This window comes from Enterococcus sp. 6D12_DIV0197 (assembly GCF_002174385.1).
Classification (GTDB): Bacteria; Bacillota; Bacilli; order Lactobacillales; family Enterococcaceae; genus Enterococcus_D; species Enterococcus_D casseliflavus.
In genome coordinates this window covers 3,006,158-3,032,104 of record NZ_NIBN01000001.1, presented here as the reverse complement: position 1 = coordinate 3,032,104, position 25,947 = coordinate 3,006,158, and the positions used below count along the sequence as shown (strand labels likewise).

Below are 25,947 nucleotides of genomic sequence, written 5' to 3'. Positions count from 1 at the left end.
TATTCCCAGCTTTTTATCTGTTAAAATAGGAGCGTTGAGGGGGAGAAAAATGAAAGCTTATCAGCCAACGACCATTAAATTACATAATCAGGCAGTATTGCTGGATTTGCTAAAACAGCAGCAAGCGCCTATGACCAAGCGCCAACTGGCAGATGCCTCTCAATTAAGCGTGGTAACGATCAACAAGCTACTTCCTGAATTGATTGAAAAGCAGTTGCTTTTGACGACGGATCAACCGCAACGAACGGGAGGCCGTCAAGCTGCGGCTTACCAGTACAATGCGCAACGGACACTGTTGTTGATCATTCAGTTTATCGAAGAAGACCAGCAGATCGTGATTCGTTTTTCAGTCGTCGATCTCGTCGGGAACATTTTGCATCATGAGCAGTCAGCAGAGGGCCGATTGCCGCAGTTCTTGCAAGTGATTCGTCAGATAAAACAGGAATACCCGAAAATCAGCTTGGCAGTCGTGGGAATTCCTGGTGTGGAAATTGCTGGAAGACTGAAGATCATGGATGCTCCAGCATTTAAGGACATGGCGCTAGGGGAATTGATTGAAAAGGAGATCGCTGTAAAAACGCTTATTGAGAATGACGTGAATGCTGCGGTATTTCATTTCAAAGAAGAGAAAAAAATCGTGGCTGGCATTTATTTTCCGAAAAATTATCCGCCAGGTGCGGGACTGGTCATCGACCAACAGCTCTTTAAAGGAGCCAACCATTTAAGTGGCGAAATCAAGCATTTGCCGCATCTCTACACGGCTTCTTACCCTTTGGCAACAGAGGCGATCCCAGAACAAGTGACTGCCACTCTTCAAGCGATCGTGGCAGTGACGGACCCGCATCAAGTCATTTTGTTTTTGCCCTCTGAATGGCAGGCGCTCGTGTCGCGCTCCTTTTTGGAAAAGCAGCTGGCAGCAGTGTTTCAATATGGCGTCTTGCCAAAATTACACTTTTCCGATCGATTTTCAGAAAATTATTTGGCTGGGTTGATCACGATGGGAATCGAAGCAGCTGGCTTAGGGCTTTGATTCCCAGCATTCAACTGGTACTGAGGACAAAAACTACCGCTGCTTCCTTTATTCAGAAGTAGCGGCAGTTTTTTTGAAAATACGAGAACTCACAGCTTGGCGAGTTTCTGTGCTTTTTCGGTATTCGCAAAATGCAGTTTGGCATATTGGCCTAATAGTGCTATGCCACCTTGCTGCAGTAATTTTGCTGCAACTTGATCAGCAGCTGCGTGGGCGCCAGAAGGCAAGCGCAAACCGACTTCTTTAGAGGCTGCATCTAATTCATCCAAAAAGACTGTACGACATAAAATAGAGGCTGCCGCTACTGCTAAATGATATTGTTCACCTTTCGTCGCAAAATAGAGCTTTTCAGTGACCGCTCCTTGTTCCGACTTTAAATAGGTGCGATAATTTTTTTCGCTCGTGAACTGATCGATCAAAATGGCATCTGGTGTCTCAGGAGCAATCTTTTGCAAAAGCAAACGAATGGCTTGATTATGCAAAGCAACTTTCATTCGGACTGTGTTGTATTTTGGTTGGATCTCGTTGTATTTGCTGGGCGTGACGGTGAGCAATTGGTAAGGAACCAATTCTTTGATTTTCGGCGCCATCTTACGGATCTCTGGATCTGTCAGCATTTTTGAGTCCTTGACTCCTAAAGCTTTCAGCTGTGGTAATTGCTCTTTTTTTGCATAGACGGCACAGACCACCAAAGGACCGAAATAACTGCCATTACCGACCTCGTCACTGCCGACGACGCTTTTTTTGCTAAATCCTGCTGGCAACGCAGTGGATGAAACAGTCGCTTTTTTCTTATCTGGTACAGCACTTGCCGTATCGCCCCATAAGGAAGCTTCTTTTTCAGCAGTCGCTCCTTGGAACATGACTTTTCCTGACGTATAAGCAGTGATCGTCGTTGGCCCTTTTTTGGCGACAAACACTGTATAAGGAACTTTCTTAGCTAGCAAATCTCGTTGGTAAAATTGCTGCATCTTTTGGATAGTTGAAGTTGGTACTTTGATAACGATCGTACTCATTTGATTCCTCCTGATTTTTTGTCTTTTTTTAGGTAGACAAAAGGATACTTTAAGATTTTACCATACTTCTTATTCTTTTTTACTAAGACGATCAGCAAACAAACAATTGGCATGGAAATTCATAAGAAAATCACGTATAATAGTTAAGAGTTTGCGACACATGTTCAATAAGTGATAGAATAGAGCAGAATGTAAGCAATGGGAGGAAATATTCCTATGACGGAGCAAAAGAAACGTTATAAAGCAGTTATCGCGAATCAAAGTTACACGATTATTGGACGCGAAAGCAAAGAACACATGGATATGGTGACAAGATTGGTCAATGACCAACTGCTTGAGATCATGCAATTATCGCCACAAACCGATCAAGAACAAGCGTCGATCTTATTAGCGATCAACGCTGTTTCCGACCAGCTGAAAAAACAAGAACAGCTTTTGGTCCTACAAAAAAAGGTGGACGAGCTGCGAGGACAAGCCATTAAAGCAACGGAGCTTGAGAATCGCATTAAGCGGATCGAAGCGATTGAATCCGAAGCACGGAAAGTTCTCGATGAGACAGGTCGCAGTGATGTGGAGATCCATAATCATGTGGAAGCACAACAGATCTTAAATGAACAAAGGAAACGAAAAATTCAAGAAAAGACAGCCCATGGGTAGTGCGGCGTAGAAAGGATACCTAAATGATTGGATTATTTGTCTTGGTTTTGTTGTTGGCAGCCTTTTACGGCGGCGCACGGCGCGGAACCAGTTTACAATTGGTCTCAGTTTTGGGCTATTTGATCTCTTTTTTCTTTGCAGTAGCAAATTACCAAGAAATTGCGAAGAAAATTGAGCTCTATGTTCCTTATATGTCAGTAACGGCGGACTCAAAGTTAAAATACTACGATATGGAACTGGCTTTAGATTTAGACAAAGCCTATTATGCAGCCATCGCTTTTGTGATGGTGCTCTTTGCTGGATGGCTGATCACAAAACTAGTGGTGATTTTTGCAGACAGTTTGCGTTACAAACGCCTAAGTTTTTTAGGTGGTTATGACTGGGCAGTTGCGGGTGTTTTGAATGTTATCTTGATGTATATCAATTTGTACATGTTTTTCATGATTCTCTCAATGATCCCGTTTGCCACGATTCAAAATCTGTTTGAAACGAGCGGAACTGCGAATTTCATCGTTGATCGGTCGCCGATTCTCTCAGATTACTTCTATCGATTGTGGATCACAGATGTGATTGGGTAAAAAGCAGGCAGATGGTTGCAGAGCCATTCTGCCTTTTTCTTAGGAACAAAAAGTTAAAACAAAGCAGGTGAGAAAAGAATGAATACTAAGATCCTTGATGTTTTAGGATTTGAACAAGTAAAGAGTCAAATCGGTCAGTATATTGTAACAGCCCAAGGGAAAGAAGCCTTAGCAAAGCTTGTGCCATCAAGTGATATGCAAGTCATTTCCTCTTGGCTGGCAGAAACAGAAGACGCGATCAAGATCCAACGTTTAAGAGGCGGAATCCCTGTACCAAAGATTGAGAATATTCGTCCCCAAATGAAACGGATCGAAATTGGCGCCGATTTAAACGGCATTGAGTTGGCACAAGTTGCCCGTGTCTTATCAACTACGCAGGAATTGAAACGCTTTTTTGCTGATTTGTCTGAAAGCGAGATTGAATTTTCCCGCTTGTATCACTGGGAAGAACAGTTGGTGTCTTTGCCAACCTTGAATCGACGCTTGAAAGAAGCTATCGATGAGGATGGCCGAGTCACAGATGATGCCTCTCCAGCACTACGTGGAATTCGCCAATCGATCCGACGAGCAGAACGGACGATTCGCGAGACATTGGATGGCATCGTCCGAGGTGGCAATGCAAAGTATCTAAGTGATACGATCGTAACCATGCGAAATGAGCGTTATGTGATTCCAGTCAAACAAGAGTACCGAGGTGTTTTCGGCGGGGTAGTCCACGACCAAAGTTCCTCTGGTCAAACCTTGTTTATCGAACCGAAACAAGTAGTGGAACAAAATAACCGTTTGCGCCAGCATCAAATTGCGGAACGGGATGAAATTACACGTATTCTAGCAGAATTGTCAGCAGAGTTAGCCCCATATCAAAGAGAGATTCTCCATAATGCGTATGTGATCGGGATCATGGATTTCATGAATGCCAAGGCTCGTTTTGGAAAAGAGATGAAGGCAATCGTACCAGCGATCAATCAAGACAACCATGTCTTTTTTAAGCAAGCACGTCATCCATTGATCGATCAAGAAAAAGTCGTTCCTAACGATATTACGATTGGAAAAGACTATCAAGCCGTTGTCATTACTGGGCCGAATACCGGTGGGAAAACCATCACCTTAAAAACATTAGGGCTATTGCAGATCATGGGCCAAGCTGGTTTACCAATTCTGGCAGAAGAAGAAAGCCAAATGGGTGTCTTCAATGAGATTTTTGCGGACATTGGGGATGAACAATCCATTGAGCAAAGTCTATCGACCTTTTCTTCTCATATGACAACGATCGTTGAAGTGTTGAAAAAAGTCGACGAGACAAGCTTAGTTCTCTTTGATGAATTAGGCGCAGGAACCGATCCTCAAGAAGGGGCGGCACTAGCGATTGCGATTTTGGACGAACTTGGGGCTAAGTCGGCTTATGTCATGGCGACGACCCATTATCCTGAATTGAAGGTTTATGGCTATAACCGATCCAATACAATCAATGCCTCTATGGAATTTGATGTTGATACCTTAAGTCCGACCTATCGCTTGTTGATCGGGGTTCCAGGACGAAGCAATGCGTTTGAGATTTCGAAAAGACTTGGCTTGCCAGATACGATCATTGATCAAGCCAAAGAGATCATGGATGGAGAAAGCCAAGACCTGAATGAAATGATCGCTGATTTAGAAAATCGAAGAAAAATGACGGAAACCGAGTATCTTGAAGTCCGTCATCATGTAAAAGAAGCGGCCCGCTTGCACCAAGAGCTAGAAGCAGCCTATAGTTATTTCTTTGAAGAACGTGAAAAAGAATTGGCGAAAGCTCGGCAAAAAGCCAATCAGATCGTTGAAGAAGCCAAAGAAGAATCTGAAAAAATCATTGCCGATATTCGTAAAATGCAGTTAGCCGGCGGTCAAACGAAGGTCAAAGAACACGAGCTGATCGACGCGCGCACCAAGTTATCAGGACTGCAACAAGAAGAACATCTGCAAAAAAACAAGGTTCTGCAAAAAGCCAAAGCAGCCAAGACGCTGAAAGAAGGAGACGAAGTGCTTGTAACATCTTATGGGCAGCGCGGGGTCTTATTGAAAAAAGCAGGCAAAAATCAATGGCAAGTCCAAATCGGTATTTTGAAAATGAATTTGCCAGAAACAGATCTCCAACCAGCAGCGCCAGTGAAGGAGCCTACACAGCGTATCGTCAATACGATTCGTTCTGCTGACAGCAGTCCAGTGGTCAATCAGTTGGATTTACGCGGCAAGCGGTACGAAGAAGCCCTCAATGAAGTGGATCAGTATTTAGATGCAGCGATTTTGGCAGGCTATCCGCAAGTGACGATCGTCCACGGAAAAGGAACCGGCGCATTGCGTCAAGGGATCACTGACTACCTAAAAAATCATCGCTCGGTGAAAAGTTTTGAATTTGCGCCAGCAAATCAAGGGGGCAATGGGGCGACCATTGTGAAGTTTAACTAACCTTTAAGAACCCTTACCTTTTGTAAGCAGACGATTTTAAAAAACTTCCGATACGTGGTATACTTTTTTTAGTTTTAAAAATGGAGGGGAAGTACGATGGCAAAAGAAATTACTGATAAAACTTTTTCAGAAGAAACCGATAAAGGCTTAGTCCTTATTGATTTTTGGGCAACTTGGTGTGGTCCATGTCGGATGCAAGCGCCGATCTTGGAACAATTAGCGAATGAATATGAGGAAGACGAATTGAAGATCGTGAAAATGGATGTGGATGAAAATCCTGAAACACCAGCTTCATTCGGGATCATGTCTATTCCAACTTTGTTGTTGAAAAAAGACGGCCAAGTCGTTGATAAAGCAATTGGGGTGCATACAAAAGATCAATTGAAAGCTTTAGTTGCGGAACATATGTAATAGAAGAAACGTTTTTGAAGCAATAGCCGAAAGTGGCTATTGCTTTTTTTATTTTGGGGACGTTTTTTTCAAATTTTCTATTAGGCAGTGGTATACTTAAAGTGGGTAGTGGCACTAAAAAATATCTTGTTAATATAGTAAGAAAGTGATACCAAAATAGGATTAAAGGGGGAATAAAAATGAAGAAGTTGAAACGTGGGTTGCTTCAAGGCGTTGCGATTGTTGGGGTACTGGTCGCACCCATCGCAGGAACGATCACACAAGTTTATGCAGCAAATGAAGGGGATCCGACTGCAGCGTCTGTCTCTGCGCAAGAGACGACGTCAGAAAGTTTTTCAGAAGCGAGCGCAGCATCATCTCAAGAGGCAAGTACAGAGAGTACAGAGTCAAGCACGGCAACTGAGTCTTCATCAACGTCTACCTCTTCATCAGAAACAACGTCAAGTACTAGCACGGCTGCGACTGAGACCAGTCAGACCGAGACCACACAAGATTCATCTACTCAATCGACGGAAGAATCTTCTGAAGAACCAGACTTAGGGATCATTGATGTTGAATCAGTTGCAGATAATAACCAATATATAAAAATCAATCCGGTTGCAGCAGCCAATCCTGAAACGCAAAACATCCTTTACCGTTTAGAGAAGGATCAATTGATCGAGCAAGGAACGATCAATGAATTAGCTGGCAAGGTATACCGTAGTGTCAAACGGTATCAAGGTGTCGATAAGCGGACCTATCTTGAAATTCGTGACGATCAAAAAGTTGTCGGTGTCGTAGCAGAAGCAGCAGTGAAAGTTGCCAGCGGAACCTTCAAAACCGAGAAAAAATATGCAACCGTTACAAGTGCGAAAGAACCGCTTTGGCAAGATGTGTTTTTAGATAAAAAAACGAGCACTTCTTCAAGTATTGCTGGTCAAACCTTTGAAATCAAAGAAGTATTCACGACGAATAATAACGTGATCTATTACGCATTGTATTCAAATAAAAATGTTCTCATCGGTTGGATAAAAGCCACCGGGCTTGAATTAACGACATCACCTGGTGGGATATGGAGTGCGGAGTCAAAATATGCGACTATTACTAATAGTAACTCTACATTATGGCATAACTTTTTAACTTTAAAAAAGAGAGGTACAACAGCGGGGTTAGAGGGTAAAACATACAGAGTTAAAGGACGTTTTCATCATTTTGACGGTTTTATATATTATTCATTATATGATAATAAGAATAATTGGCTAGGTTACATTAAAGAAACTGGTGTAAAAATCACCGCTGGTGCCAATGGTGCATATTCAACCTTCAATAGATATATTTCTCTGACAAAGAAAAACACTGTTATATGGGGAAGTTTTAACTTAAAAAGCCAAAAGAATAATACTAATGCGTTATACTATAAAACATATTTAGCTAAGGGTAAATATGTTCATTTTAACGGAACAACTTACCTTACTCTTTATGATTCATCCAATAAATGGATCGGTTATATTGATGAAAAAGCTGTGACAGTTGCTAATAATAAAGGTGGTGTTTGGCAAAGCGAAAAGAAAACTATGCGTATAAAAAACAAGAAAGATACTCTTTGGCAAAATTTGAATTTCACAAAAAAATTGGGTACTGCTGAACAATATGTGAATAAAAATATACAAGTTAAAGGAAAATTTTTACATTTCAACGGCTCCACGTACTACTCCCTCTATCTCAACAACAAATGGTTAGGCTACATCAATGCAAGTGGGGTGACCAATGCCCATACGATCACTTCTCAAAGCAACATTAGCCGCTACGTGGTCATCAAGAATGGGGATGGCAATTTCTTTGAAAAAGCCGATCCAAATAGTGCGAAACTTGGGAAAAAGAGTGCCTACAAAGGCTATATGGCACAAGCGACCAAACTAGCAAAAACGAGTGATGGCAATTACTTGTATCTCGTTTCGCCAGCTGGTCGAATCGGTTGGGTCAAGGAAAATCAAACCACAAATGTAAATAGCAACTTTTGGATGTATACTACAGGAGGGAAATATCCTTCATTAAACGTTAAAAACTTAAACATTGAAGTATCTATCAGCAAACAGCGGGTCTACATCAAATCAGGAAATAAAGTGATTTATACGATGCTTTGCTCGACCGGTGCCTTCAATACGCCAACACCTTTAGGGAATTTCCGTATCCAAGCAGAAAAAGGCTTAGCTTTTTCAGGAGCCGCTTACTACCGTTCCTTTAAAGATCACGGCGTCTATTTATTCCATACGATCCCAACGAGCATTGCTTGGTCCACTAATGCTTTTAGTTCTGTTGAAGGACGAAAATTAGGCACTCGGGCTTCTCATGGCTGCATTCGTTTAGCAGTCCCAGATGCCAAATGGTTTTACTATAACATCCCTTATAATACGCCTGTCAAAATTGCTAACTAATGTTCAAAAAGTCGTTTCCCCTAGTGGAGACGGCTTTTATTTTTCAAAAAAAGATTGACGCTGGTTATATCATTCGATAATATATCATTAAGTGATATAGCTAGTGGGACGGAGGAATCAAATGGATGAGGCATTGACAGATTCAACCTATTTGATTTTATTAGCGCTTTTAAAGCCGAAACATGGATATCTCATCATGAAACAGATCCATGAGCTAAGCCAAGGGACGTTTGAGATTGGTCCCGCAACGATGTATACGATTTTAAAGAAGCTGACGAAAAAGGGGTGGATCGATTTAGAGGAAAGCGTTGACCGAAAAAAAATCTATCAGATTACACCAGAAGGAAGACAAGTTCTGGAGAAAGATATTCAACGGCGCAAATTATTTTATCAAATCGGAGAACAGGTTTTCAAAGCGTTAGGGGGAGAGCAAGATGGGCATCAATAAGAAATACCTTCTTTCACTTGGTGTAGCCTATTACCCAGAAAAGGAAATGGTTCGTCTGCAAAAACAAGCGTCGTTAGGGTGGCACTTTGTGAAGATGAATCGGTTAGGGTTTTTGAAGTTTATCAAAGGAGACCCAGAAACGATCAAATATGCAGTAGACTTTTTCGAAGGAGAGCCCTCTGAGATCGTTGATTACTTAGCGATGTATCAAGCAGGAGGCTGGACTTATATCAGCAATTATAAAGATCGCTATTTTTATTTTAAAGCGTCTCCTGACACACCAGCGATTTTCAGTGACCAAGAAAGCTATCAAGAACGGATCGATAATGAAACACGGTATTTAATGAAAAAATCGATTCTACTTTCGGTGATCAGTTTAGTGATATTAGCAGCAATTTACTTTTTGATCCGTTATTTCAATATTCGCACAAATCCATTTTGGTCCTTTGGACTAGGATTGATTACGGGGCTGGTGTTTATCCCGATTGGGGTAGGATTGACCACGATCCTGATGAAATTCTTATATAAAAATCGAGCAAGCTATTACAATGAACCAGAGAAACTGGCGAAGCGTCAACGAGTGATCCGCGATACCGTCATCTTGATGTTTGTCGGAGCGATCATTGGCGCCGTTATCGGCTTTTTCTTTAGTGATATATTTTATTAGACAGGGAAGGTGAGCATGTGTTAGAAGCAAAACAATTAGTAAAAACATTTGGCGATTATACAGCAGTCGATCAATTGTCCTTTACCATCAATGATGGACAGATCATGGGCTTGATTGGTCAAAATGGTGCTGGTAAAACGACGACATTCCGATTGATCTTGGATTTCTTGAAAGCTGATCAAGGGGAAGTATTATGGGATGGCCATAAAATAAGTGAAAAAGAATACAATATTATCGGCTATCTGCCAGAAGAACGCGGCTTGTTTCCAAAAGTAACGATTGAAGATCAATTGATCTATTTCGCGCGGTTACGAGGCAAGAAGAAAGAAGACATCGTACCAAAAATCGACTATTGGATGGACAAATTTAAAGTCAAAGGCAAGAAAACCGATAAAGTCAAATCGCTATCAAAAGGAAATCAGCAAAAAGTTCAGCTGATCTCAACGTTGATCCATGAACCAAAATTGGTGATTTTAGATGAGCCATTTAGTGGGTTAGACCCCGTCAATGCAGAACTGTTGAAAAATGGGATCATTGAACTGAAAAAAAATGGCTCATGTGTCATTTTCTCCAGTCATAATATGGATAATGTGGAAAAAATCTGCGATCACTTGATTATGCTGCGGGATGGTCAAACCGTCTTAAACGGAAAAGTTCATGAAATTCGTGAATCCTTTGGGCGGACGAAAGTCTATTTAGAATCCAACTTGACGAAAGAACAGCTCTTGGCAGTGGCAGGTGTCGAGGAAGTTCTTGCCAGAGAAGATGGCAGCTATGATATTACGATTGCTGATCCTGCAGTAGGAAAAACCTTATTTGATTTAGCAACGGCGGATGGTTATATCCCTATGTTCAATCAACAACCGCCAACGTTAGAAGAAATCTTTAAGCGGAAGGCGGGAAAAATAAATGAGTAAGTTTTGGGTAATCGCATTAGATGTTTATAAAAAAAATATCAAATCAATTTCGTTTTTGATTATGATTCTCGTGCCATTTATTGCAACGGGGGCATTTTATCTCATTGGTTATTTTGCTGATGGTATGAACAGTGTCGACAAAATTGCCGTTTATGCGAATGAACCAGCCATTGCGCAGACCTTTGTGGACCAAAGCGGCGATGATTTTGAATTTGAAATTGTTGACAGCGAAGAACAAGGGCAGCAACAGATGGCAGACAAAGATGCTGATGCTTTGTTACTTATTACTGCTTCTGGGGATACGCTGCAAGGGGAATTATTAAGCGAGTCCTCGATGGGGCAAGCTTTAGAGCTGACGATCCAACAGTTATTGACGGGTTTGCAGTCTTCCTATAGAGCTAGTGAGCTTGGCTTGACTGCTGAGCAAGTGGCAGTCCTTAGTGAAGTCGCACCGCTTGATCGTCAAAAAGTTTCCTTCGGTGAAGATGGCGAAATGACTTATGGGGAAGACAATACCGCGATGCAATCACTAGTAAGTATGATCGCAACAATCATCCTCTTTTTCTTTATCATTACTTACGCACAGATCATTGCACAAGAGATTGCCTCTGAAAAAGGCACACGCATCATGGAAGTCATTTTGTCTAGTACACGGGCGCAAATCCATTACTATGCCAAATTGACTGGTGTAATCATGGTTGCAGCGACCCAGCTAGTTGCTTATGTTGCGATTTTTGGCGGGAGCTATTTCTGGATCAAGGATAACCCAATGGTAAAAGACTTGTTGGCAAACTTTTCGACAGATGGCATTTTTGGTCCCTTCCTGGTGTTTGCTATCGTTTTCGTCTTCTTAGGAATTTTGATCTACTCGGTCTTATCAGCCCTTTGCGGGTCGTTAGTGAACAAAGCAGAAGATACGGCGAAGGCCATCATTCCAGTGACGTATCTTTCATTGGGCGGGTATATGCTTGGAATCGTGCTAGGCGGTATGGATCCTCATAACGTGGTCTTACGAGTAACTTCCTATGTACCATTTTTATCTTCCTTCATTATGCCAGTACGGCTTGCTAATGATACAGTGGGTATCGGCGGTGCATTAATTTCAGTAGGAATTCTTGCTGTTACCACGATCGTCCTGATGCTGGTTTCTGCAAAAATGTACAAATCAAATGTCTTGATCTATAACGACAATGGCATTTTAGCAACGTTGAAACAATCATTAGTGTTAATGAAAAACGAAAAATAAGCAAAACGCCCGATCCTTTTCGTGATCGGGCGTTTTTTATTCGCTAAAATCTAGAAAACAAGGGGCAAGACTTTAGAATTCCTGCACAAAAAAGTTGAAGATCGATTGCTCAGAAGGCAGCTTGTGAGCGGCTAGCTCAGGATGCCACTGAATGCCTAAGATCGGTGCGCCATAGGCAGTGGATTCAATGGCTTCAACGACACCATCAGGAGCGGTGGCAATCACGTTGAAATCATCCGCAACGGTTTTGACTGCTTGGTGATGAAAAGAATTGACGTGATAGGTTGTGCCTAAAAGAGCAGCCAAACGACTGTCTGCCTTGATTTTTACCCGATGTGTAGGGAATTGAAAGAACGTCGGCAATTGCACGTGTTTGATCGTTGGGTGATCGATCAAAGAGAGATCTTGGTACAAACTCCCGCCAAATGCGACATTGAGTAACTGCATGCCGCGGCAGATTCCAAAGATCGGTTTGTTTTGAGCCACTGCTTCTTTGATCAATGCCAATTCAAAGACATCACGATCAGGATGAATGCCTTGAATCAAGGGATGAGGGTCTTCGCCATAGTGAACAGGGGAGACATCATGACCACCGGCTAACAAGAGTTTATCGATTTTGCTGATGTAAGTCGCAGCATCTTCCACGACACCCATTGGTAATAATAGGGGGATGCCTTGGGCTTGTTGGATATGGGTCACAAAATTTTTGGGTGTATAGGACAACCAATGTTCTGCTTCTTCAATCATTGGTCGTTCATTAGCAGCGATGCCGATAATGGGCTTCATTTGATCAAACCTTTCTACTAGTAAATGAATCGAAAAAGAAAAAAGGACACGAGGTCCTTTTTTCGATCACCTTCGCTTTATTTTTCGCGAATAACTTCGATTTTGTAGCCATCAGGATCTTTCACAAAATAGTAAGAAGGAGAAGTTCCTGGGAGTCCTTTCAGGTCAGTGACATCAAATCCAGCCGCTTGGTGCTTCTCATGAAGCGCTTCTAGATCATCGGTACTGATGGCGATATGGCCATAGCCGTCGCCTAACTCATAGCCAGGATGGTCATAGTTATACGTCAACTCTAGCTCGTAATCATCACCAGGCAAAGTTAAGTAAACCAAAGTAAATTTATGTTCAGGAAAATCACGACGGCGAGATTCTTCAAAACCAAAGGCAGTTTGATAAAAATCTAGAGAAGCCGTTAAGTCTTTGACACGGACACATGTGTGAGCCATTTTCATGGGTAAATCATCCTTTCGATCTTGATAGTTGTATGATAACATATTTTCTCTTTTTGTAACGAATAAAAGACAACCGAGCGTTATTTCCAGCTTGTCCAGACTATTGGCATAAGGTAAAATGGAAAGAAAGTGTTGGTGGAGGGAATCATGCCAGAAAAGGAAATTGTGTTCGGGGAAAAAGAAGCGGGGAAACCATACAAATCAAGATATGGGGCGTATGTCGTTCTTCCAAACGAAAAAAATGAAGTGATCTTGGTGCAAGCACCCAACGGCGCATACTTTTTGCCCGGTGGTGAAATTGAGCCAAATGAGAGCAAAGAAGAAGCGATCCAACGAGAATTGATTGAAGAACTTGGATTTGAAGGGGAGATCGCTGAGTATCTAGGGGAGGCAGTTGAATACTTCTATTCGCGCCATCGCGATACATTTTACCATCACCCGGGCTATTTCTATTTAATGACACAGTGGAAAAAAGTTTGCGAACCGACAGAAGAAACCAATCAATTGTCTTGGCACACGCCAGAAGAAGCGATCCAACGATTGAAACGCGGCAGCCATAAATGGGCAGTTGAACAGTGGTTGGCAAAATAAAAAAGTCAGGTTTCCGATAAAAAGGAAACCTGACTTTTTTGCACTTAGTTATTTGTTAAAACATACTTGTTGATCACTTCTGCTACACCGTCTTCTTCATTTGAAGCGGTTAGGACATCTGCGGCATTTTTCACGTTTTCAGTAGCATTGGCCATCGCCACACCGATACCAGCATATTCCACCATGGTTAAATCATTTTCATTATCGCCGATCGCCATGACTTCTTCTTGTTTGATGCCTAAGTGCTCCGCCAATTTTTTGACAGCAGCTCCTTTATGGGCTTGTTTATTTAGGACTTCCAAGAAGTATGGAGCACTTTTAACCACATTGTAGTTGTCGGTCAAACTGCTCGGCAATTGTGGGATGATCTGATCCAGTATTGCGGGATCATCGATCATCATCATTTTGATGATATTCAAGTCAGCAGTCATTTCTTCTGGTGTCCGATATTTCAATGGCATGTTGACTAAGAAGGCTTCATAAATCGTGTAAGGACTGATATCGCGGTTAGCGGTATACATGGTATCCTCAGTTTCTACATGAAGGTGAACCCCTAATTTTCTCGCAGTCATCTCAACAAAGAGATAGTCATCTTGGGACAAGCCGAATTCAGAGATGATCTCTTGATTTTTGGTTTTTTGAACCAAAGAGCCATTGTAGGTAATCACGAAATCATTGTCCGTAAATAAGTCTAGTTCCTTCAATAAATCTTGGACACCAGTTAAGGGGCGTCCCGTACACAAAACGATGCGCACGCCTTGTGCTTCTGCGTCTTTTAATGCTTTGTAAACTGCTGGAGTGATCTTGCGGTCGTTGTTCAGCAGGGTACCATCGATATCGATGGCGATCAGTTTGATACTCATAAGTTCCTCCTAGTGGCTTGGTTTGATCAAAGCACCATTGCGAATGTGCTTGGCAAACTCTTGATACGTCTCTCCAAATAAATCATAGTGATTTTGGATGTTGGGGTCAATCATTTCTTTTGGAAAATAAAAGCGTTGGTCACCTTGGGTTTGTCCTGCTAAGGCTGCAACAAGTTGACTGGCTTGGGATAATTCTACAAGGGAACCATCTTTTTCCTGTAATTCGATCTGTGTCCGATGCTTACCAGAAGTTGGTCGATAAAAATCATAAGGCAGATCGAAGCTTGAATTGATGGCAGTATAGTAGCGGGGATTGAAGCCGACTTTTTCCACCAGTCCCTGCATTTCTTCAATCATCGGCAACTGTGTCTCATCGTCAAAACGAGCGGATTTTAGCGGTTTACGATTTAAGAACCGCTTGGCTAAATCGCTGAGGATCGGATCATTCTCTTCCGTCCATTGGGTAAAGTAGGTATTCAACACGCCATCGTCGAGTTTCAAGTATTCATCTAAAGTGAATTCTTGTTTTAAAAACGGGAGAAGCAGTTGCGAATGGCTTTGAAACATTTCCTGATCCACTTGATAAAGTTCTGCAGCACGATCCAGCAAATGGGCTAAGATCACTTCCATCCCTCGAGAACTCGCATGGAAATAAACTTGCACATACATTTGGTAACGACTGACGATGTAGTCCTCCACAGCGTGCATGCCATTCATAGAAAAAGCAATACCGCCTTCGTACGGACGAATCACTCGTAAAATTCTGGTCAGATCAAACGTGCCATATTCAGTGCCGGTAAAATAAGCATCGCGCAGCAAGTAGTCCATCCGATCAGCATCGATTTGACTGGAAATCATTTGAACGACTTGGGGATTTGGATAGGTTTTAGTGATAACACTTGCCACTTTCTCAGGAAATCCAGCTTCCACTCGGTTCAATATCTGATGAACTTCCGTTTGAGGAGAAGTGATGATCGCCACTGTGATGGCTTCATGGTCTGTATGGAAAATATGCTCAAAGGTGTGGGAGTATGGTCCATGGCCCACATCATGAAGCAATGCTGCACACAAGGTCACTAAACGCTCCTTATCATCCCAGCCGTTCGGTCCGACTTTTTCAATCGAATAATTGCGTTGGAAAATATCGCAAATGCGGCGGCTGATTTCATAAACCCCCAAGGAGTGAGAAAAGCGGCTGTGTTCTGCTCCGTGAAAGGTGAAAGAAGCAGTCCCTAGTTGTTTGATTCGTCGCAAACGCTGCACTTCTTTGGAATTGATCAAGTCTAAAATCACTTGGTGCTGCACATGGACATAGTTATGAACAGGGTCACGAAACACTTTTTCTATCGCTAAGGTTTGATATTTATATGGTAGGCTCATCGCTAAACTCCTTTATTGGGTGATTTCGCTTTTCCATGCCAGCTAAGCGTTGCTGCATTTGTTCGCTAAGGTCATTTTCTGAAAGCCATTGATCCAGTGACTCAAGCGGATATAGGGATTGGTCTGTGATCAAGAAAAGCAGGGCTTTTTGCAAGCGGTCAATCACCTCTTGTGTGGTAAACTTACGGCCGAGAGCCGCTTCTAAAGTGGTCATGCTCGCAGGATTGACGGCTGGATAGCCATCCGTACCAAAGCGCTCTTTTAAACCTGCTTGGTAAAAACGACGAACGAGAGAGCCGCGGGCTGGTTGGTCGCCATTGATGCTCAGATACATCATGACAGCCACGCCGTCTTTGATCCGTCGTTGTGCTGTGCCAGCAATTTTTTTTCCGTCAATACTCAGGTCATAGGTGCCTGGGCAGTACGAGTCAGCAATTTCATAAGCCAAAATTGTCCGCTCAGGAAAGGCTGCTTGTAGCAATGTCGCCATCATTTCATAGGCTGCATCCGTAGTGGCAGCCAAATGTTTAGGGAAAATGAGGGAGACATTCAAAATACCGGCATCATTGATGACCCCAAGCCCGCCTGAGTTGCGGATGATCGAGGCATAGCCAGCTTCTTTCAAAACCTGCAGACCATCTATCAAAAAAGGCAGCCGGGTATCTTTCATTCCTAAAATCATCGTATCGGACAACTGCCAAAAATGACAATAAACTTGTTCCAGTTTGCCAGCAGCTTCGGTGGCAACATCGGTAAAAGCAAACGGCTCATAAGGATTGTGGATACGTGGTAAGGTTTGATCCATTATATAGATAGTCAAATCGGTTAAACTCCTTTAAAATTACCTGTTATCCTTATTATATACGATTCTTGGAAAATTACTTGGAGAAAAGAATGAAAACTTGCTTTTGTTTTCGCTTTTTTATTTTCAATGAAGAAATAGACCAAGGAGAATCAACTGAAATGATTGACAAACGAATGAAAAAAAGCAAGAATGAAACTGAAATCTTCAAAGGAGGCACACGTACATGCAAGAATTATCAAAAGGAATCCCAATCTCAATTCATTTAACAACCAATGTACGTCAAGCAGGGGAAACAGAGAACTTTCTGTTTGATCTGCAAGGACAAGCAGTCAAGATCGGTGATACCTTATATATCCGTTACAAAGAGATCCAGCCAGACGGTACCGACGTTCCCGTCACGATGAAAATCATGCCAGACGGATTGATTCAATTGATTCGCTCAGGGGAAATGCGCATGCGCTTGAAATTTTCTTATAAGGAACGTTTAGAGACGAGCTACCAAACCCCGTATGGCTTGATGATGTTCCACACCTTCACCAATCACCTGCACGTTAGCTTGAAAGACCGTCCATATTCGGGAAAGATCGATATCGATTATGACTTGTTCATGGCTGCTGACAAAGTCGGCGAATACAAACTATCTTTAGAATTTACCGCTTGATCAAAGGGAAATTGAAAGAAAAAATTGCAATTTGAGGCGTAATTTTGTATGATTAGGAGTAGACTGTGAAAGGACGTGTCCCGTTTGGAAATTAATGTATTTGAAGGTGTAAATAAAAACGAATTGTCGATGATTGAAGTTGCCCATGCGATTTTAGAGCAGCGCGGTGACGTGATGGATTTTTCTGATTTGGTCAACCAAATTCAAAACTATCTTGAAACTTCAGACAGCGAGATTCGTGATTCATTGGCGCAGTTTTATACAGACTTGAATATCGACGGTAGTTTTATTTCTTTAGGCGACAATCGTTGGGGCTTACGTTCATGGTACGCCATTGATTCGATCGATGAAGAAGTCAACCATGGCATCGAAGACGAGGATGAAGATACACCACGTCGTCGCAAACGTAAAAAAGTCAATGCCTTTATCAACGATGATGAAGACGCAATCGATTATAACGATGATGATCCTGAGGATACTGATTTGTCAGATGACGAAGAAGATGATCTCTTTGATGATGATGATGACGAGGATGAAGAAATCTCGGCATACAATTCAGACTTGCAAGAAATCGGCGCCGACAATAGCACCGATGATGAAGAAGAATTACCTGACAGCATTGAGGAAGATCTAACCATTATCGATGACGATGATGAAGATGATTTTGCGGATGAAGAGGAAGAAGAGGAGTAATCCTCTTCTTTTTTTCGCCTTATGGCTGCAAGCAGCTTTTAATCGTTGAAGGACGAGTTCGCCTTCTTACATAGATACAAATAAAAAAGGAACCGCATCAGCGGTCCCTAAGTGCTTTTGAATTATTGATTTGAATCGAGTATACTTGTAACGAAAAGAAAAAACGCGCCTTGAGGGAATCGAACCCCCGTCTCAAGAACCGGAATCTTACGTGATATCCACTACACTAAAGGCGCGAAGCACAAATATTAGTTTAACCAATTTCAGTGAAAAAAACAAGAGGTAGAATGATGAAATTTCAACAGCAATTTTCACAACAACAAAAACAGACGCAAAAGCTTGCTATGACGCAGAAATTACAGCAATCGATCCAAGTGCTGCAATTTTCTGCAGACGAATTATTGTCCTTCATAGATAACCAAGCATTAGAAAATCCATTGATTGATCTGGGGGAATATGATTCGCCCATCACACCAAACAAAAGCAATGGCTCATCAGAACAATTGATGGATTATTTAAGCCAGATCCCTGATCAGCATACGTCTTTATTCGAATACCTCATTGATCAAGTGCATTTAAACTACCGAGATACCTTCTTGCGGACGATCGTTTTATTTTTAGTCGAGTACATTGATTTAAACGGCTTTTTGACGATTGATCTGGAAGAAGCTGGAAAACTTGTTGGTGGGACTCCAATCCAAATGCTCGATGCCTTGACCTTGATCCAGCAGCTAGATCCAGCAGGCGTCGGTGCTCGTAATCTAAGAGAGTGTTTGATGCTGCAAACGGAAAGAGATGACTATGCGCCGCCAATGGCCTATCTCATTTTAGAAGAATTTTTTACGGAAATGGCAGAGCGCAAGTGGGACAAAATCAGCAAAGCGCTGCAGATTCCATTAACTGAGATCCAAAAGGTCTTTGATTATGTTCAAACATTGACCCCCACACCAGGGGCTGCGTTTGGGTCAACCGATGGGCTTTACATCGTTCCTGACCTGCGGGTGACGGTTGAAAAAGGACAGCCAATCGTGAAATCAAACAAACGCGCCTTGCCAGAGGTTCGCTTTCAGCAGCAATATTTTGATCAATTGAAGCAAAGCGGTGATCCAGAGGTATTAAGTTATTTAGACAATAAAGCCCAAGAGTTCGAGTGGCTGAAAAAGACCTTGCTGCAACGAGGGGATACCATCTATCGTGTCGGGGTGCAGATCGTTGCACGGCAAAAGGAGTTTTTCACTCAACCAGATCGCCCATTAAAGCCATTGGTTTTAAGAGAAGTTGCCGAAGAATTAGGGATTCATGAATCAACGGTCAGCCGAGCGGTCAACGGGAAATACTTGGAAACCTCCTTTGGGGTGTTTGAATTAAAACTATTTTTTGGACAGAAAGTTTCGACACAAGAAAGCGGTGATGACCTGACGACGGCATCGATCAAACAGCAGCTAAAAGCACTGATCGATGAAGAAAACAAAAATAAACCATTGTCAGATCAGAAGTTGACAGATGCCCTCAAAGCCCAGGGCATCGATATTTCCAGACGAACGGTGGCAAAGTATCGTGAAGCTATGAATATCCCAGGTTCTTCCAAGCGGAAACGATTCGAGTAAAGCAAAACGTACTATTAACGAGTAGGAAAGGCAGCAAAGCCTTTCCTTTTTTTATCGATCCTTTCCTCATTTTCAATTTATGACGATTTTATGAAAAGCAAGATTTTGTGACTGAAATAGTTGCGTATCAAGGCGATAAGTGCTACTATTATTGGTGTAGGAAACAGATTTAAATTTTTTTTGCAATCGATGGGTCATTTTAAGTCATTGTAGGACGAAAATTGTCCAACGGGAGGATATAAAATGCTCGATGAATTAAAATTGATTGAGGCAATCACCCCGGATATTCTCGCTGTACTCCAGGAACGTTACCGTATCTTAAGAAATATTTATTGGATGCAGCCCGTTGGCCGCCGGACACTTTCGGAAAGTTTATCAATGACGGAACGCGTGTTGAGGACGGAAACAGATATCCTTAAAAAGCTAAAACTGATCGACTCTTCAAAAAGCGGCATGCAATTGACCGCCTATGGAGAAGAAGTGTACACGAAGATCGGTGCACTGATGGATCAGCTGTTCGGAATGCACCAAATCGAAAAACGATTATCAGAGACCTTTGGCATCGAACGTTGTTTGATTGCGAGCGGCGATGGTGATCGACAACCGAAAGTGATTGCTGAATTTGGCCAGTTGCTGAATGAATCGTTGGATCTCTTATTGCCAGAAGGCAAAAACACCATCGCAGTGATGGGAGGGACGACAATGGCGAAAGTTGCCGAGGAATTGGGCAATTTGGAAACCGCCAAACGTCATAACTTGTTTGTTCCAGCCCGTGGCGGTATCGGAGAATCAGTCAACGTGCAAGCAAACTCAGTCAGCTCAGTAATGGCGATGCAGACAAACGGTGATTATCGCTCCTTGTTTGTACCAGAACAATTAAGCATGAACACCTACGAGTTTCTCTTGAAAGAACCCGCCATCGTTGATGTCTTAAACTTGATAAGTCAAGCGAATTGTGTTATTCATAGTATTGGACGGGCGTTGCATATGGCGGCTCGACGAAAAATGTCAGAACAAGAAATTCTGATGTTAAAACAAAAAAATGCAGTTGCAGAATCCTTTGGGTATTTCTTTAACGAAGCTGGCGAGGTCGTCTACAAAGTTCCTCGCATCGGACTTCAATTAAAAGATTTGCAAAAAGTCCCAATCATTTTTGCGGTCGCTGGCGGACAATCAAAAGCCAAAGCGGTCAATGCATACATGAAAAATGCACCAAAACAAACCTGGCTCATCACCGATGAAGCTTGCGCAAATGAGATTTTAAAAGGGGCAACCCTTTAAAATAAATATTTTTATGATTTTCATAAGGAGGAAATCTTAAATGACAGTTAAAGTAGGTATTAATGGATTTGGACGTATCGGACGCTTAGCATTTCGTCGTATCCAAGAAGTAGAAGGAATCGAAGTTGTGGCTATCAATGACTTAACAGATGCTAAAATGTTAGCTCACTTGTTAAAATATGATACAACACAAGGACGTTTCAACGGTACAGTTGAAGTTCACGAAGGTTCATTCAATGTGAACGGAAACGAAATCAAAGTTTTAGCTAACCGCAACCCTGAAGAATTGCCTTGGGGCGAACTAGGTGTTGAAATCGTGTTAGAATGTACTGGATTCTTCACTTCTAAAGCAGCTGCTGAAAAACATTTAACAGCTGGTGCAAAACGTGTAGTTATCTCAGCTCCTGGTGGAAACGATGTTCCAACAATCGTTTACAACACAAACCATGAAACTTTAACAGGTGAAGAAACAGTTATCTCTGGTGCTTCATGTACAACAAACTGTTTAGCTCCTATGGCGAAAACATTGAACGACAAATTTGGTGTAGTTGAAGGATTAATGACTACAATCCACGCTTACACAGGTGACCAAATGACTCTAGACGGACCACACCCTAAAGGTGACTTCCGCCGTGCCCGTGCTGCTGCTGCAAACATCGTGCCTAACTCAACTGGTGCTGCTAAAGCGATCGGCTTAGTAATCCCAGAATTGAACGGCAAATTAGATGGTGCTGCTCAACGTGTTCCTGTTGCAACTGGTTCATTAACTGAATTAGTTACTGTTCTTGACAAAGAAGTAACTGTTGATGAAATCAATGCAGCAATGAAAGAAGCTTCAAACGAATCTTACGGTTACAACACAGACGAAATCGTTTCTTCTGATATCGTTGGTATGACTTACGGTTCATTATTTGATGCAACTCAAACAAAAGTTATGACTGTTGGCGACAAACAATTAGTTAAAACTGTTGCTTGGTACGACAATGAAATGTCATACACTGCACAATTAGTACGTACTTTAGAATACTTCGCTAACCTATAAGAGTTGCGAACGACTTTAATTTAAACCATCGCAAGAGAAAGCGGGGAAGCATCGCGCTTCTCCGCTTTTTTTAACAATTATGCTAGGAGGAATCTGTTCATGGCGAAAATGACAGTTCAAGATATCGATTTAAAAGATAAAAAAGTTCTTGTACGTGTGGACTTCAACGTTCCATTGAAAGATGGAGTGATCGGAGACGATACACGGATCAAAGCAGCATTACCAACAATCAATTATGTGATCGAAAACGGCGGAAAAGCAATTCTTTTCTCACACTTAGGTCGTGTGAAAGAAGAAGCAGATAAAGCTGGAAAATCTTTAGCGCCAGTTGCGAAACGTCTAGGCGAATTGTTAGGCAAAGAAGTAACTTTCGTGGATGAAACCCGCGGCGAAAAATTAGAAGCAGCGATCAACAACATGCAAGATGGCGATGTCGTTGTTTTTGAAAACACTCGTTTCGAAGACATCGATGGCAAAAAAGAAAGCAAAAACGATCCTGAACTAGGTAAATACTGGGCTTCTTTAGGCGATGTTTTTGTAAATGATGCCTTTGGTACCGCACACCGCGCACACGCGTCAAACGTAGGGATCGCTTCAACAGGTATCCCAACAGTTGCTGGTTTCTTAATGGAAAAAGAAATCAAATTCATCGGTGAAGCAGTCGAAGAACCAAAACGTCCAATGATCGCGATTCTTGGTGGAGCAAAAGTATCTGACAAAATCGGCGTAATCGAAAACTTGATCCCTAAAGCAGACAAAATCTTGATCGGCGGCGGAATGACGTATACGTTCTACAAAGCAAAAGGTATGGAAATCGGTAATTCTCTTGTGGAAGCAGACAAAGTAGAATTAGCAAAAGAATTGATCGAAAAAGCTGGCGATAAATTAGTATTACCAGTTGATTCAATCACTGCTGCTGAATTTTCAAATGATGTCCCAACAGAAGAACATACTGGTGATGTTCCTGAAGGACAAATGGGCTTAGATATCGGACCTGAAACTATCGCTTTGTTTGCTGAAACATTAAAAGGCGCAAAAACAGTCGTTTGGAACGGACCTATGGGTGTGTTTGAAATGTCTAACTTCGCAAACGGTACGATCGGTGTTTGTGAAGCAATTGCCAACCTTGAAGATGCAACAACGATCATCGGTGGCGGTGACTCTGCAGCTGCAGCAGAACAATTAGGTTTTGCTGACAAATTTACCCACATCTCAACAGGTGGCGGTGCCAGCCTTGAATTGCTAGAAGGAAAAACACTTCCTGGCCTAGCTGCGATCAACGATAAATAATCAATGACAAGCCGTGCAAGGGATCTCCTTTGCACGCTTGATAACGAAAAGGAGTGCCAGAACATGCGCAAACCAATTATTGCCGGAAACTGGAAAATGAACAAAACTGCGAAAGAAGCAAAAGAATTTGCTGAAGCAGTCAAAACAAAAATTCCTAGCAACGATACAGTTGACTCTGTGATCGGTTCGCCAGCTCTATTCTTAGAAACATTAGTGAATGCTGCTGAAGGAACAGAATTAAAAATTGCTGCTCAAAACAGCTACTGGGAAAATGAAGGTGCCTTTACTGGTGAAACTTCACCAGCAGCTTTAGCAGATTTAGGTGTTGACTATGTCATCATTGGTCATTCAGAACGTCGTGAATACTTCCATGAGACAGATGAAGACATCAACAAAAAAGCCAAAGCAATCTTTTCAAACGGCATGATCCCAATCCTATGCTGTGGTGAATCTTTAGAAACCTATGAAGCTGGCAAAACAGCGGAGTGGATCGAAGGACAAATCACTGCTGGCTTAGACGGTTTAACAGACGGTCAAGTAAGTAATCTTGTGATTGCGTACGAACCAATCTGGGCGATCGGTACTGGTAAATCAGCGGATGCAAACATCGCAGACGAAATTTGTGGCGTTGTCCGCAAAACCGTTGAAAAATTATACGGCAAAGAAGTTTCAGATAGCGTGCGTATCCAATACGGCGGTTCTGTAAAACCTGAAAACATTGCTGAATACATGGCAAAAGAAAATGTTGACGGAGCATTAGTTGGCGGCGCAAGCTTGCAAGCTGATTCATTCCTAGCATTATTAGATGCTGTAAAATAATTTCATTTTCATGAAAATAACATTTGCAGAATCGTGATTTTTTCACTACAATTAAGTTGTTCGCAAGGGGCTTTCCCCTTAAGATAAAACAAACTCAAAGGAGAGACAAAACATGTCAATTATTACTGATGTTTACGCACGCGAAGTCTTAGACTCACGTGGTAACCCAACTATCGAAGTAGAAGTCTACACAGAATCAGGTGCTTTCGGCCGCGGAATGGTTCCTTCAGGAGCTTCAACAGGTGAACACGAAGCAGTTGAATTACGTGATGGCGACAAAGCTCGTTATGGCGGTAAAGGTGTAACGAAAGCAGTTGACAATGTAAATAACATCATTGCAGAAGCTATCATCGGCTACGATGTACGTGACCAAATGGCTATCGATAAAGCAATGATCGCTTTAGACGGAACTCCTAACAAAGGCAAATTAGGCGCAAACGCGATTCTTGGTGTTTCTATCGCTGTTGCTCGTGCAGCTGCTGATTACCTAGAAGTACCTTTATACCACTACTTAGGCGGATTCAATACAAAAGTATTGCCAACTCCTATGATGAACATCGTCAACGGTGGTTCTCACTCTGACGCACCAATCGCTTTCCAAGAATTCATGATCTTGCCTGTAGGCGCACCTACATTCAAAGAAGGCTTACGTTGGGGTACTGAAGTATTCCACGCTTTGAAATCAATCTTGTCTAAACGTGGTTTAGAAACTTCAGTAGGTGACGAAGGTGGTTTCGCTCCTCGTTTTGAAGGAACTGAAGACGGTGTTGAAACAATCTTAGAAGCAATCAAAGCTGCTGGTTTAGAACCAGGTAAAGACGTATACCTAGGATTTGACTGTGCATCATCAGAATTCTACGAAAACGGTGTTTACGACTACTCTAAATTTGAAGGCGAAAACGGCGTAAAACGTACTGCTGCTGAACAAGTTGACTACTTAGAAGAATTAGTTAACAAATACCCAATCATCACTATCGAAGACGGTATGGATGAAAACGACTGGGATGGTTGGAAACTATTAACTGAACGCTTAGGCGACAAAGTTCAATTAGTAGGGGATGACTTGTTCGTTACAAATACTGAAATCCTTGAAAAAGGAATCAAAAACGGTATCGGTAACTCAATCCTGATCAAAGTTAACCAAATCGGTACATTGACTGAAACATTCAATGCTATCGAAATGGCGAAAGAAGCTGGTTACACTGCAGTCGTTTCTCACCGTTCAGGTGAAACAGAAGATTCAACAATCTCTGATATCGCAGTTGCAACAAACGCTGGCCAAATCAAAACTGGTTCTCTTTCACGTACTGACCGTATTGCAAAATACAACCAATTGCTACGTATCGAAGACCAACTTGGTGAAGTTGCTGAATACAAAGGCTTGCAAGCATTCTACAACTTGAAAAATAAATAAGTAATTACTTGGTAAAAATGGTTTTTGATAGTTTGATTCAATTCGATGATTCAGGCTGCTAACTGTGAAACTCACTTATACCAATTATTACGTAAAGGTGATTTTAGCTGGTTTTGGGTTTCAAGTTAGCAATACTGGTTATATAACGAATGGTAAACTACAAACACAAAACACTATCTTTTCTCTATAAACATAGAGGAGAGGTAGTGTTTTTTCTGCTGTTAAAAGAGTTGTTAGAAGAATATTCATTGGATTGTAGAATTAGGAATTTGTCAAAAAGAACAATAGAATCATATAAATTTCAACTGACAGCGTTTGGTAGATATTTAAAGGATGATTTGTGTTTAAATGATGTGACAGCAGTGAAGAAAGTTCATATAAAAAAAATTCCTTTTAAGCTGGCAAGAAGAAGGGAAGAAGGAAACTTATATTAATAC

General features: G+C 41.9%; 25 protein-coding genes and 1 tRNA gene. 19 read left to right on the top strand and 7 right to left on the bottom strand.

The window, feature by feature from the left end:
* Positions 1–49 precede the first annotated feature (49 nt).
* Positions 50–1,030 carry an ROK family protein gene (locus tag A5867_RS14180; RefSeq protein WP_016608796.1) on the top strand — a complete coding sequence of 327 codons (981 nt, stop codon included), beginning with the start codon at positions 50–52 and terminating at the stop codon, positions 1,028–1,030.
* Between the two features lie 89 nt (positions 1,031–1,119).
* On the opposite strand, the gene rnhC is transcribed toward A5867_RS14180, so the two are convergent.
* The gene (gene rnhC / locus A5867_RS14175; protein WP_087627846.1) at positions 1,120–2,046 is read right to left on the bottom strand and encodes a ribonuclease HIII; all 927 of its coding nucleotides are present in this window, start codon (positions 2,044–2,046) and stop codon (positions 1,120–1,122) included.
* Between the two features lie 216 nt (positions 2,047–2,262).
* On the opposite strand from rnhC, the gene zapA reads away from it, so the two are divergent.
* From zapA to A5867_RS14130, 9 genes are all read left to right on the top strand, one after another.
* Positions 2,263–2,703 carry a cell division protein ZapA gene (gene zapA, locus A5867_RS14170; protein WP_005228634.1) on the top strand — a complete coding sequence of 147 codons (441 nt, stop codon included), beginning with the start codon at positions 2,263–2,265 and terminating at the stop codon, positions 2,701–2,703.
* Between the two features lie 23 nt (positions 2,704–2,726).
* Positions 2,727–3,281, top strand: a complete 555-nt coding sequence (locus A5867_RS14165; protein WP_010749817.1) for a CvpA family protein — start codon at positions 2,727–2,729, stop codon at positions 3,279–3,281.
* Between the two features lie 78 nt (positions 3,282–3,359).
* Positions 3,360–5,723 (top strand): endonuclease MutS2, encoded by a 2,364-nt coding sequence (locus A5867_RS14160; protein WP_087627845.1) that lies wholly within the window; start codon positions 3,360–3,362, stop codon positions 5,721–5,723.
* A 96-nt stretch (positions 5,724–5,819) separates the two neighbouring features.
* The gene (gene trxA, locus A5867_RS14155) at positions 5,820–6,134 is read left to right on the top strand and encodes a thioredoxin (protein ID WP_005228645.1); all 315 of its coding nucleotides are present in this window, start codon (positions 5,820–5,822) and stop codon (positions 6,132–6,134) included.
* A gap of 179 nt (positions 6,135–6,313) precedes the next feature.
* On the top strand, positions 6,314–8,548 hold the full coding sequence (locus A5867_RS14150) for a L,D-transpeptidase (protein ID WP_087627844.1): 2,235 nt from the start codon (positions 6,314–6,316) through the stop codon (positions 8,546–8,548).
* A 121-nt stretch (positions 8,549–8,669) separates the two neighbouring features.
* Positions 8,670–8,996, top strand: a complete 327-nt coding sequence (locus A5867_RS14145; protein ID WP_087627843.1) for a PadR family transcriptional regulator — start codon at positions 8,670–8,672, stop codon at positions 8,994–8,996.
* Positions 8,983–9,663 carry a DUF2812 domain-containing protein gene (locus tag A5867_RS14140; protein ID WP_005228651.1) on the top strand — a complete coding sequence of 227 codons (681 nt, stop codon included), beginning with the start codon at positions 8,983–8,985 and terminating at the stop codon, positions 9,661–9,663. The genes A5867_RS14145 and A5867_RS14140 overlap by 14 nt, the downstream gene beginning before the upstream one ends.
* A 17-nt stretch (positions 9,664–9,680) precedes the next feature.
* Positions 9,681–10,580 (top strand): ABC transporter ATP-binding protein, encoded by a 900-nt coding sequence (locus A5867_RS14135; RefSeq protein ID WP_005228654.1) that lies wholly within the window; start codon positions 9,681–9,683, stop codon positions 10,578–10,580.
* Complete coding sequence (locus A5867_RS14130) at positions 10,573–11,826, top strand: ABC transporter permease (protein ID WP_005228656.1); 1,254 nt, start codon at positions 10,573–10,575, stop codon at positions 11,824–11,826. The genes A5867_RS14135 and A5867_RS14130 overlap by 8 nt, the downstream gene beginning before the upstream one ends.
* A gap of 72 nt (positions 11,827–11,898) precedes the next feature.
* On the opposite strand, the gene A5867_RS14125 is transcribed toward A5867_RS14130, so the two are convergent.
* Together A5867_RS14125 and A5867_RS14120 are read right to left on the bottom strand one after the other, a co-directional pair.
* Complete coding sequence (locus tag A5867_RS14125; protein WP_015510190.1) at positions 11,899–12,612, bottom strand: gamma-glutamyl-gamma-aminobutyrate hydrolase family protein; 714 nt, start codon at positions 12,610–12,612, stop codon at positions 11,899–11,901.
* Between the two features lie 77 nt (positions 12,613–12,689).
* The gene (locus A5867_RS14120) at positions 12,690–13,064 is read right to left on the bottom strand and encodes a VOC family protein (RefSeq protein WP_005228659.1); all 375 of its coding nucleotides are present in this window, start codon (positions 13,062–13,064) and stop codon (positions 12,690–12,692) included.
* A 147-nt stretch (positions 13,065–13,211) separates the two neighbouring features.
* Here A5867_RS14120 and A5867_RS14115 point away from each other — a divergent pair, with 147 nt between their 5' ends.
* Complete coding sequence (locus tag A5867_RS14115) at positions 13,212–13,655, top strand: NUDIX hydrolase (RefSeq protein ID WP_005228661.1); 444 nt, start codon at positions 13,212–13,214, stop codon at positions 13,653–13,655.
* A 44-nt stretch (positions 13,656–13,699) separates the two neighbouring features.
* On the opposite strand, the gene yidA is transcribed toward A5867_RS14115, so the two are convergent.
* Genes yidA through A5867_RS14100 form a run of 3 tightly spaced genes read right to left on the bottom strand, consistent with a single transcriptional unit; the run spans position 13,700 to position 16,718 of the window.
* The gene (gene yidA, locus A5867_RS14110; protein WP_005228663.1) at positions 13,700–14,518 is read right to left on the bottom strand and encodes a sugar-phosphatase; all 819 of its coding nucleotides are present in this window, start codon (positions 14,516–14,518) and stop codon (positions 13,700–13,702) included.
* Positions 14,519–14,527: 9 nt separating this feature from the next.
* The gene (locus A5867_RS14105) at positions 14,528–15,898 is read right to left on the bottom strand and encodes an HD domain-containing protein (RefSeq protein WP_087627842.1); all 1,371 of its coding nucleotides are present in this window, start codon (positions 15,896–15,898) and stop codon (positions 14,528–14,530) included.
* Positions 15,882–16,718, bottom strand: coding sequence for a lipoate--protein ligase family protein (locus A5867_RS14100; protein WP_081357366.1), 837 nt, complete (start codon positions 16,716–16,718; stop codon positions 15,882–15,884). The genes A5867_RS14105 and A5867_RS14100 overlap by 17 nt, the downstream gene beginning before the upstream one ends.
* A 208-nt stretch (positions 16,719–16,926) precedes the next feature.
* Here A5867_RS14100 and A5867_RS14095 point away from each other — a divergent pair, with 208 nt between their 5' ends.
* Entirely contained in the window at positions 16,927–17,364 is a 438-nt protein-coding gene (locus A5867_RS14095) for a DUF1934 domain-containing protein (protein WP_005228669.1), read from the top strand.
* A gap of 84 nt (positions 17,365–17,448) precedes the next feature.
* Positions 17,449–18,057, top strand: a complete 609-nt coding sequence (gene rpoE, locus A5867_RS14090; protein WP_005234347.1) for a DNA-directed RNA polymerase subunit delta — start codon at positions 17,449–17,451, stop codon at positions 18,055–18,057.
* A 164-nt stretch (positions 18,058–18,221) separates the two neighbouring features.
* Here rpoE and A5867_RS14085 read toward each other — a convergent pair.
* Positions 18,222–18,293, bottom strand: a tRNA-Arg gene (locus A5867_RS14085).
* 51 nt (positions 18,294–18,344) lie between these two features.
* Here A5867_RS14085 and rpoN point away from each other — a divergent pair.
* The 6 genes from rpoN (at position 18,345) to eno (ending at position 25,510) form a co-directional block, all read left to right on the top strand.
* The gene (gene rpoN / locus A5867_RS14080) at positions 18,345–19,664 is read left to right on the top strand and encodes an RNA polymerase factor sigma-54 (RefSeq protein WP_170927543.1); all 1,320 of its coding nucleotides are present in this window, start codon (positions 18,345–18,347) and stop codon (positions 19,662–19,664) included.
* Positions 19,665–19,907: 243 nt separating this feature from the next.
* Positions 19,908–20,945: a sugar-binding domain-containing protein gene (locus tag A5867_RS14075; RefSeq protein WP_005228675.1), complete on the top strand. Its 1,038-nt coding sequence runs from the start codon at positions 19,908–19,910 to the stop codon at positions 20,943–20,945.
* A gap of 40 nt (positions 20,946–20,985) precedes the next feature.
* Entirely contained in the window at positions 20,986–21,987 is a 1,002-nt protein-coding gene (gene gap, locus A5867_RS14070) for a type I glyceraldehyde-3-phosphate dehydrogenase (RefSeq protein WP_005228677.1), read from the top strand.
* A 99-nt stretch (positions 21,988–22,086) separates the two neighbouring features.
* Positions 22,087–23,277: a phosphoglycerate kinase gene (locus A5867_RS14065; RefSeq protein WP_005234355.1), complete on the top strand. Its 1,191-nt coding sequence runs from the start codon at positions 22,087–22,089 to the stop codon at positions 23,275–23,277.
* A gap of 63 nt (positions 23,278–23,340) precedes the next feature.
* Positions 23,341–24,096, top strand: coding sequence for a triose-phosphate isomerase (tpiA, locus tag A5867_RS14060; RefSeq protein WP_010749804.1), 756 nt, complete (start codon positions 23,341–23,343; stop codon positions 24,094–24,096).
* Positions 24,097–24,208: 112 nt separating this feature from the next.
* On the top strand, positions 24,209–25,510 hold the full coding sequence (gene eno, locus A5867_RS14055; RefSeq protein ID WP_005228686.1) for a surface-displayed alpha-enolase: 1,302 nt from the start codon (positions 24,209–24,211) through the stop codon (positions 25,508–25,510).
* The last annotated feature ends 437 nt before the right edge of the window (positions 25,511–25,947 follow it).